We start from the raw sequence: 8,513 nt of genomic DNA, 5'->3' as shown, positions 1-8,513 counted from the left end.
AGTGGCTCAACCTGACAAACCGTACGAACCGCCGCCGTCATCCAGTGCCCGCTTGCTTTTGATGGCCCGGCTTTTGCCGAGTTGGGTTCGCATTCAGTGCGAGACGAACACCGGCAAGGAGAATTGCTCAAGCAGGGATTTGGTCATGCCGCCGAACAAGGCCTCACGGGTTCGCGAATGGCTGTAAGCGCCGGCAACGATAAGGTCTGCCTCCTCTATTGCTATTGCGCGCGAAGCAAATAGCGCCTCCATTGCCGATGGATCACCGCTGTCCGTCCAGCGGTCGGTCTCGGCTTTGACGCCATGCTCCTATCAAATCGTTCGGATCCTCGGTCAATTCTTCCCGGGCAAAAAGGCCTTCACCCAAGGAGCAATCATGTCGGTAGTGACGAGATAGAGCAGCAGTCCTCCTACGCATTCAATCAGGGCATCCGCTCGCAAACGCTCACCTCGACTATCTGGTGAATGCGGCCGGCACGCGCCAGTGAACTTGCCCCTGTGCGCTCTGTCCCAGAGGAATTGGGCTGTACCACCATCAGAAGCGGAACGACCGCTTTTGTTGTGTCGGCTTCGCCAAACCTGACAGCCCGGTGCCGGCCCCTCCTAGGCGAATTTCACGATCCATCGTTTCACAGTGCATGCAGCGCAAGCATCACATCGCTGCTTCCTGCTCCATGTCTTTCATGTCCTGAAACCGGTCCGCGATCCGCGGGTGGAGCCGGCCGCCATCCGCCGCGCCGATGGCGACGACGATCTCGTCCGCGGCCGGGCCGTCGGCGATCTGGAAGTTGGCGGTGATGAAATGCGAGCGGCGGCCGTTCTCGCTCTTGTGCATCATCGGCAGCGATAGCAGCGCGCCAGGCGCGTTGCGTGTGTTGCAGAATTCGAGGTAGGTGGTGCCGCCGACGGCATCGCGCAAGACATTGCCGAACCGCAGCGTGTGGATCATGGCGGAGGCGTGCTCGATCTCGCCGGCGGTTCCGACGGATGCGGCCTTGCCGTAGCTTTCGATGCGTTCCGCCGGCATCAGCGCAATCAGGCGACGCGTGAGCTCCTGCCCGAGCCGGGGTGCGATCGCGACAATCTCGGGCCGCAAATCCTCGACGAAGCCGCGCCCGGCCCATGGATTGCCCAGGACGGCGGCGACGACGATCGATGTCACCGGCGCGGCGGCAGCTCTGCCTCCTTCAAGGTGCACTTCCTCGATGAAGGTGCAGATCTTTCGCAATTCCATGATTTGGCCTCTCAACGTGAAAGCTCAAATCTAATGCGCGCCAATCGACGAGTATTCCTCCGGTTCGTAGGAAGAATCGGCGTGCGCCGCGCTTGGAAGCGGTGTAGCGTTCACATATCCGCGACGGCTTAAATCCGCCATTCGCGAATGGCGGAAGATCAGGCGTGGACCACGAGTCGCAAATTCTCTCCTTGCGGGACGCCGCCAGCCTCATCAATTCGGGCGGCGATCTCCAGTCCGTGCTGCGCGACCTCGTGCTGGCGGCCTGCCGTCATGCCAAATGGACCTTGGGCTCGATCATGGCCATCGACGCCCCGCATGGCCACGCGTATGTCATCGTGCGCCACGATCCGACGCTCATTCACCGCACGCTGCCCGACCGCTGGGAACTGGCCACCAGTCCCTCGATCGTCGCGCTCAACCGCAATGAGCCGGTCTACATCAGGGACGCGCGGGTGTCTGAGGAGTTTCCGGGCTATCGCCGCGAGGCCTTCGAGCGTGACTACCGCAGTGTGCTGGTCATGCCGATGAACTGCGTCGACGAGGACGGCCGGCCGATGGTGCTGACCGTCGTCTCGCGCGAAATCACCGAGGTGACGGCGGAGGATATCGCCTTCATCGGCATGATCGTGCATCTGGGCGAGATCGCGGTCGAGAAGCAGCATCGGCTGCGCCAGGAGAAGCAGGCCGGCGAACGCCTGCAACGCGCCCTCTCGGCGCACACCTCGCTCCTGCAGCAGGCCTTGTCGGACGGTTCGGTGGTCTCGCTTGCCGAAAAGGTCAGCGAGCTTCTGCCCAATCCGGTGGTGGTGATCGATTTCCATGCCAATCTGGTCGTGGGCGGCCGTTCCCCAAGCGAGGCGCATTTCGACATCGCCTCCTGGCAGCAGGCGGTGAGCGGATCGCTCAGCCGGCAGATCTTCAAGATAGCGCGCGGCGCGTCGGACGGGCGCCACACCGAGACGCTGTTCGTCGATGACGGCAAGCGCCAGCTCAAGCTTTCGGTGCGCGTCGAGCTGCTTACCATCGATGCCGAGGTGGTTGGCGCGCTGATGATTTTTCCGACGCCTCACGAGTCTGGCCAACTCGACCAGATGCTGCTCGACAGCACCAAATTCGCGCTCAGCGTGCAAATGATGCGCAGCTTCGTGCGCTTCCGTTTCGAGACGCGTTCGCTGACCGAGCTTTTCCTGGAGGTGGCGGAGCGCCGCTGGCGCGACGAGGCCGATATCGTCAATCGCGCCCGCCGGCTGGGGCTCGACTTGACCGTTGCGCAGAAGATGATCGTCGTCGACCTCGCCGAGCAGGCGAAGGACAGCGCCATTGGCTTTGCCGATCCGCATAATGCGATCGTGCGTCTGCTGCAGCAGGCCGGCATTGTCGGCACGGCAATCGCGGTGGAGGATGGGCTCGTCTGCCTCGTCCCGGCCGATGCCGGGCAAGACGGCGCGCGCTTCGCGAAATTGCCGCACAGGATCGCGGCCGAGCTTGGCCGCTATTTCGAGCGCGAACCGGTGGTGGTGCGTTCCGAGGCCTGTGCCGCGCTGGCCGATTATCCGGTCGCCTGGGAGCGGTGCCGCCGCATGATCCGGATCGGCCGTTCCTTCGGGCGCACCGGTGTCTTCGCGGGCCAGGATTTCGGGCCGCTGCCGATATTGGTCGCTGCCGCCGACGCCCCCGACGTGCGCGGCTTCGTCGAGGACAGTGTCGGCGCTCTGATCGCGCACGACCGCGAGCACCGCACGCCCTATCTGGATACACTGTTTGCCTATCTGCGCGAGGGCTGCCGCAGCCAGGCCTGCGCCGACGCCATCGGCCTGCATGTCACCACCTTGCGCTATCGCCTGTCGCGCATGGAGGAACTGTTCGGGATCCGTCTCGACACACCCGAACAGCGCTTCGCGGTTGAACTCGCGATCCGTCTCAGCGGCATCATCGACAGCCGCGTGCCGACAGCCCGCTAGACTCTCTTGATTTCGCGACCACTGTTGCGATGCGGCAGTCGCCGCAAGCACGGGCTCGCCGCGCTCACGTTTGCTCGGGATAACAGCAGCGCGCCGCGACACCTTTCCTACAGACCGGAGGAAGAACGCCGGCCGGCTCCCGCCTAGCTTTCATCCGACACTATGGAGGAAAGCAAATGGCGGACGCGGTGGCACAAAGGACGATCGACCCGATCGCCTTGCGTCGTGCCTTCGGCACCTTCGTCACCGGCGTCACCGTCATCACCACGCGCGACTGCGACGGCAATCCGCGCGGCATGACCGCCAACTCCTTCACCTCGGTCTCGCTTGACCCGCCGCTGCTCCTGGTTTGCGTCGGCAAGGCGGCGGCGAGCTTTCCCGCATTCAACCAAACGCGGTCCTTCGCGGTCAATTTCCTGCATGAAGGCCAGGTCGAAATCTCTTCGGTGTTCGCGTCGAGAGCGGCGGACAAATTCCAGTCGGTCAACCATGACCGCGCGCATACCGGCGCGCCGATCCTCACCGACAGCCTGACATGGTTCGACTGCACCGTTCATAACCGCATCGAGGCCGGCGACCACATCATCCTGATCGGCCAGGTCCAGGCTTTCGGCACCAGCCCATCGGCGCCGCTCGGATTTTGCCGCGGCCGTTACGCCAGCGTGAAGGATCCTCTGCCCGCCGGCTGGCTGGCCTCGCAGGACATGATCATCGGCTATCTTGTCGAAGCCGGCGATCGCGTCCTCTTGCGCACCGATGGCAAGGGAAGCTGGGTGCTGCCGACGGCGCGGCGCCGCAAGGCCGACAGCAAGCTCGTCCTTGATGGCGGCGAGGCGCTGAGCCTCGTCCCTGAAAACACCTTCCTCTATTCGGTGTTCGACGTCGCCGACAGCGACCCGGGCTATCTCATCTACCGCGCCGAACTGAGCCGTGAGAGCGCTGAAGCCGAACTTCCGGATGGCCACGCCTTCTTTTCCGTCGACGCGCTGCCGTATGAGCGGATCGCCACGCATGAATTGCGCGCCATGCTGCGCCGCTATGCGCGCGAGCGCCAGGCCAAGCGCTTCGGCATCTACATCGACACCGGTGACGGCGGTCGCGTCGCCATGATCGACGGCCATTCGCAATCGTGGACGCAGGCCGCGTCCGAATGATGCTCCACGCAGGACAGACAGTATGAAAACGACGGTCGGATCGCTCGAAGGCTCACGCCAGGACCTGTTCATCAACGGTGCGTTCGTGGCGCCCAGGAGCGGCCAGTACATCGACAGTTTCGACCCGACCACCGGCAAGCCCTGGTACCAGTTCGCCGAGGCCAGCGCCGAGGATGTCGGCGCGGCTGTCGAGGCAGCGCGCGCCGCCTTCGCCGCTCCGGCATGGCGGCGCATGACCCAGACCGACCGCGGCAGGCTGGTGCGCCGGCTGGCGGAGCTGGTGCTGGAGCACGCCGACGAGCTGGCGCTGATCGAGACACGCGACAACGGCAAGCTGCTCAAGGAAATGCGGGCGCAGATGCGCGCCATGCCCGACAGCTACACCTATTTCGCCGGGATGGCCGACAAGCTGCTCGGCGACACGATTCCCGTCAACAAGCTCGACATGCTCAACTTCAACTTGCGCGAGCCGATCGGGGTCGTCGGCATGATCACGCCATGGAACTCACCGCTGATGCTGCTCACCGGCACGCTGGCGCCATGCCTGGCGCTCGGCAACACGGTGGTCGTCAAGCCGTCCGAGCATGCCTCGGCCTCTACGCTGGCGCTGGCCGAGCTGATCATGGAGGCCGGCTTTCCCGCCGGCGTCGTTAATGTTGTGACCGGCACGGGTGCCATGGCGGGCGATGCGCTGACGCGGCATCCAGGCATCGCAAAACTCGTCTTCACCGGCTCGACCGCAACGGGCCGGCGGATTGCCGCCAACGCAGCGGAAAACCTCATTGCCTGCTCGATGGAGCTCGGCGGCAAGTCGCCGCATGTCGTCTTCGGCGATGTCGACATCGACCATGCCGTCAACGGCGTCGTGTCCGGCGTGTTCGCGGCGGCGGGGCAGACCTGCGTCGCCGGTTCGCGCTGTTTCGTCGAAGCCAGCGTCTACGACCGTTTCGTCGAGGCGCTGGTCGAGCGCACGAGGGGCGTGCGGGTCGGATTGCCGACGCTGGAAGAAACCGACATGGGCCCGCTGGCTCTGTCGGCGCAGCTTGCCAAGGTGGAAGCCTATGTCGCCTCGGGCGTGCGCCAGGGCGCCCGGATCGCGGCCGGCGGCAGGCGGCCGCAGGCGCCCGATCTTGCCGGCGGCTGGTATTTCGAGCCGACCGTCATGACCGATGCCGATAACGGCATGGACTTCATGCAGGAGGAACTGTTCGGTCCCGTTGTCGGCGTCATGCCGTTCTCGTCGGAAGACGAGATGATCCGTCTCGCCAACGACACCCGCTATGGGCTCGCCTCCGGGATCTGGACGCGGGACATCAACCGCGCGCTGCGCTTCGCCAGGAATGTCGAGGCCGGCACGGTCTGGATCAACACCTACCGTGCTTCCTCCTTCATGTCGGCCAATGGCGGCTTCAAGGAGAGCGGCTATGGGCGGCGCGGCGGCTTCGACGCCATGGAGGAGTTCTCGCGCCTGAAGAACGTTGTCATCGACTATTCGGGCGCCATGCAGGACCCCTTCATCATCCGCCTTCGCTGACCAATCCGACGCACTGGGGAGACCGACATGAAATTCGCCGTTTCGCTGACCATGGAGCGCTTTTCGCCCGACATGCCTATGTCGAAGGTGAAGAGCAATCTGCTCGACCTCGCGCGCCTGGCCGATGAGGGTGGTTTTGAGACGCTGTGGACAGCGGAGCATCACACGATCGAATCAACGATCTCGCCGAACCCGCTGATGACGCTGACCTGGCTTGCCCAGCATACCGAGCAGATCCGGCTCGGCACCTCGACGCTGGTGGCGCCCTACTGGAGCCCGATCCGGCTGGCGGGGGAGGCGGCACTTTGCGATCACCTGACCGGCGGACGGCTGGAGTTCGGCATCGCGCGCGGCTCCTACCAATACGAGTTCGACCGCATGGCCGGCGGCATGCCGCAGCAGGAAGGCGTTGCCTATCTGAAGGAGTTGGTGCCGGCGGTGAAGAAACTGTGGGCGCAGGATTATGCCCATGACGGCCATTACTGGCAGTTCCCGCTCGCCGCCGGGGTGCCGAAGCCGCTGCAGAAGCCGCATCCGCCGATCTGGGTGGCCGCGCGGGACCCGGGAACCTTCGACTGGGCGGTCGGCATCGGCGCCTCGATCCTGTCGACACCCTTGTCGGCGCCAGCGGCCGAGATCGCCGTGCTCGGCGAGAAATTCCGCCAGGCCGTCGCCGATCATCCGGAGGTGCCGCGCCCGCGCCTGATGATGCAGCGGCGCACCTGCGTCTACGAACGGGAGCAGGACTGGGAGATCGTGGTCGGGCATGCCATCGACTACGGCCGCGCCTTCGAGAACCTGTTCCAAAACATCGGCACCGTGCAAAACGGCTTTCCCGAAGCCGTCCCCTACGAGAGCGTCAAGGGCAAGGACAACTACAATCCCGAGAACATCCGCCGCAACCTGATGTTCGGCACGCCGGACGAGGTGATCGAGAAGCTGCTCGACTATGAAGCAGCGGGCGTCGACCAGTACTGCCTCGGCCTGACATTCAACCTGCCGTTCGAGCTGCAGAAGAAGACGATCAAGCTGTGGGTCGACGAAGTGATGCCGGTTTTTGCCGCGCGCGAGCGCGACAGGGTGCGCCAGACGGCGAGGGCGTGACCATGGCGCGCTCCGGCCAGCTCGATGTCGAAGGGGTGCTGCTCAACTGGCACCTTGACGGCGAGGGCGGCGTGCCGCTGGTCTGCATCCACGGGGTCGGCTCCTATCTCGAAGCCTGGAATGGCGTGGCCGGGCAACTGAAAGATCGTTTTGCCGTCCTCACTTTCGACCTGCGCGGCCATGGCCGCTCCAGCCGGGTCAAAGGCCGCTACGAGATCGACGATTTCGTCAAAGAGACGCTGGCGCTGGCCGACCATGTCGGCTTTGCCATCTTCCATCTGGCCGGCTTTTCGCTGGGTGGCCTGATCGCGCAGCGCCTGGCGCTGACGCATGCCGAGCGCCTGCAAAAACTGGTGCTGCTGTCGACCGTTGCCGGCCGCACGCCTGAGGAACGGCACGCGGTGCGCGGCCGGCTGGCGGCGCTGATGGCGAGCGATGCTTCAGCGCATCATGCCGCGTCGCTGTCGCGCTGGCTGACGGAGGATTTCCAGGATCAGAACCCGGAGGTGATTGCCGAGTTGCGCCGGCGCGACGCCGAGAACGACCGTGACTGCTATGCGGCCGCCTATCGCATTCTGGCCGAAACCGATTTCGGCGGCATTCTCGACCGCATCACCTGCCCGACGCTGATCGTGACCGGCGAGGACGATCAGGGGTCCAGCCCACGCATGGCCCGGCTGATGCACGAGCAGGTGCAAGGGTCGCAACTCGCCATCCTGCCCGGGCTTCGCCATTCGATCCTGATCGAGGCGCCGGCTCGGATTGCCGCCGTGATGGGCGATTTCCTGCTGGACACCGACCGCGGGAAAGGCGCCACCGCCAATGAATAGCAGCCTTGGTGATGCAGCAGAGTATCTCGGACACCAGGCACTGGACGAGGGCTCGCAGGCAGCGGGCCGTCACCTTCCCTGTGATCGGGGGAATGGCGACGGCAAACATCCTCGGCGAGATCGGAAGACCCGACCGGCCGCGACGTCGCTAGATCCGCGAGCCTTTGGGAAAGGACGCCGACCTGGTCGGCACGAAATTGCGAAGTCACGACCGGCTGACCTGACGTGACAGCAAGGGACTGAACAACAACAGGGGAATACGCATATGAAAATCTGGAATAGACGACAGCTGACGATGGCCGCGATGGCGCTTGCGGTTGGCGCATATCCTGCTCACGCAGGCGCGGTGCTCGACCGCGTGATGGCCGCCGGTACGCTCAAGGTGGCGACCGACGCCAACTGGAGCTATGGCGGAAAATGGGTGATGACGGTTTGAGAAGGGCGGCGTATCGAGGCGGGTGATTGAAGCCTGCCAGAACCTCTCAAGGAGAGCGATACGCCATGAACGAGACTATCAACATTGTTCGCCTTCGTCAGCCCGACGAGATCGATGATCCCCTGACGGATGTGCTCCGCACCGGCGCGCGCAAATTGCTGGCGCAGGCGATCGAGATGGAGGCCGAAGCGTTTCTTGCCGAGATGCGGGATCTGAAGCTGCCGGACGGACGTGAGCGGCTGGTCCGGCACGGTCGC

7 protein-coding genes and 1 pseudogene are annotated in these 8,513 nt (G+C 64.4%); 7 read left to right on the top strand and 1 reads right to left on the bottom strand.

Translation table 11 applies throughout. The features are described 5' to 3' along the window. Positions 1–652 precede the first annotated feature (652 nt). Positions 653–1,234 (bottom strand): amino acid synthesis family protein, encoded by a 582-nt coding sequence (locus BLS48_RS33720; RefSeq protein WP_091586618.1) that lies wholly within the window; start codon positions 1,232–1,234, stop codon positions 653–655. A 164-nt stretch (positions 1,235–1,398) separates the two neighbouring features. On the opposite strand from BLS48_RS33720, the gene BLS48_RS33715 reads away from it, so the two are divergent. From BLS48_RS33715 to BLS48_RS33690, 7 genes and pseudogenes are all read left to right on the top strand, one after another. After that, positions 1,399–3,198: a helix-turn-helix domain-containing protein gene (locus BLS48_RS33715; RefSeq protein WP_091586616.1), complete on the top strand. Its 1,800-nt coding sequence runs from the start codon at positions 1,399–1,401 to the stop codon at positions 3,196–3,198. A gap of 176 nt (positions 3,199–3,374) precedes the next feature. After that, entirely contained in the window at positions 3,375–4,352 is a 978-nt protein-coding gene (locus BLS48_RS33710; protein ID WP_091586614.1) for a flavin reductase family protein, read from the top strand. Positions 4,353–4,374: 22 nt separating this feature from the next. Beyond that, positions 4,375–5,886: an aldehyde dehydrogenase gene (locus BLS48_RS33705; RefSeq protein WP_091586612.1), complete on the top strand. Its 1,512-nt coding sequence runs from the start codon at positions 4,375–4,377 to the stop codon at positions 5,884–5,886. A gap of 27 nt (positions 5,887–5,913) precedes the next feature. After that, complete coding sequence (locus tag BLS48_RS33700) at positions 5,914–6,990, top strand: LLM class flavin-dependent oxidoreductase (RefSeq protein WP_091586610.1); 1,077 nt, start codon at positions 5,914–5,916, stop codon at positions 6,988–6,990. A gap of 2 nt (positions 6,991–6,992) precedes the next feature. Then, positions 6,993–7,820: an alpha/beta fold hydrolase gene (locus BLS48_RS33695; protein WP_091586608.1), complete on the top strand. Its 828-nt coding sequence runs from the start codon at positions 6,993–6,995 to the stop codon at positions 7,818–7,820. 265 nt (positions 7,821–8,085) lie between these two features. Next, positions 8,086–8,256, top strand: a complete 171-nt coding sequence (locus BLS48_RS35420; RefSeq protein ID WP_244530007.1) for a hypothetical protein — start codon at positions 8,086–8,088, stop codon at positions 8,254–8,256. 65 nt (positions 8,257–8,321) lie between these two features. Beyond that, positions 8,322–8,513, top strand: a pseudogene (locus tag BLS48_RS33690) (IS256 family transposase); the annotation flags it as partial.

The organism is Mesorhizobium qingshengii (genome assembly GCF_900103325.1).
Classification (GTDB): Bacteria; Pseudomonadota; Alphaproteobacteria; order Rhizobiales; family Rhizobiaceae; genus Mesorhizobium; species Mesorhizobium qingshengii.
The sequence above is the reverse complement of the archived record's forward strand: the minus strand, read 5'-3'. Positions and strand labels throughout refer to the sequence as shown.

Coding starts and splice junctions, on each gene's coding strand:
- BLS48_RS33720 (WP_091586618.1), bottom strand. CDS start 1,234: ATGGAATTGCGAAAGATCTGCACCTTCATCGAGGAAGTGCACCTTGAA.
- BLS48_RS33710 (WP_091586614.1), top strand. CDS start 3,375: ATGGCGGACGCGGTGGCACAAAGGACGATCGACCCGATCGCCTTGCGT.
- BLS48_RS33705 (WP_091586612.1), top strand. CDS start 4,375: ATGAAAACGACGGTCGGATCGCTCGAAGGCTCACGCCAGGACCTGTTC.
- BLS48_RS33700 (WP_091586610.1), top strand. CDS start 5,914: ATGAAATTCGCCGTTTCGCTGACCATGGAGCGCTTTTCGCCCGACATG.
- BLS48_RS33695 (WP_091586608.1), top strand. CDS start 6,993: ATGGCGCGCTCCGGCCAGCTCGATGTCGAAGGGGTGCTGCTCAACTGG.
- BLS48_RS35420 (WP_244530007.1), top strand. CDS start 8,086: ATGAAAATCTGGAATAGACGACAGCTGACGATGGCCGCGATGGCGCTT.